1 protein-coding gene is annotated in these 239 nt (G+C 62.8%); it reads right to left on the bottom strand.

Annotated features, from left to right (window positions below):
- A partial coding sequence (locus tag NTD80_RS16890) for a DUF6531 domain-containing protein (protein WP_262134367.1) occupies positions 1-239 on the bottom strand: 239 nt, incomplete at both ends.

Below are 239 nucleotides of genomic sequence, written 5' to 3'. Positions count from 1 at the left end.
TGACTCCAGCCAAACCCCAACCCGCCATCCATTTCCACCGCACTGGTGCGGTACAAGCGGCGCCACTCAAACGGCAAGACTCCATCCAACGTGCCATCGGTGAGAGTGAGCAATTCCTCGCCCGTGACCATCGACACCGGGCAGCCGTTAGTGGCGGTCTTATCCGCAGGCGCCGCCGCGTCCCCGTTTGGGTTCTTGCCAGCGGCAGGCACATCGTCGACATGCTCCTGCCGAACCAA

Source organism: Pseudomonas sp. 13B_2.1_Bac1 (assembly GCF_025466155.1).
GTDB lineage: Bacteria > Pseudomonadota > Gammaproteobacteria > Pseudomonadales > Pseudomonadaceae > Aquipseudomonas > Aquipseudomonas aylmerensis.
Note: the sequence above shows the minus strand (reverse complement) of the source record. Positions and strands in the feature narration are given on the sequence as shown.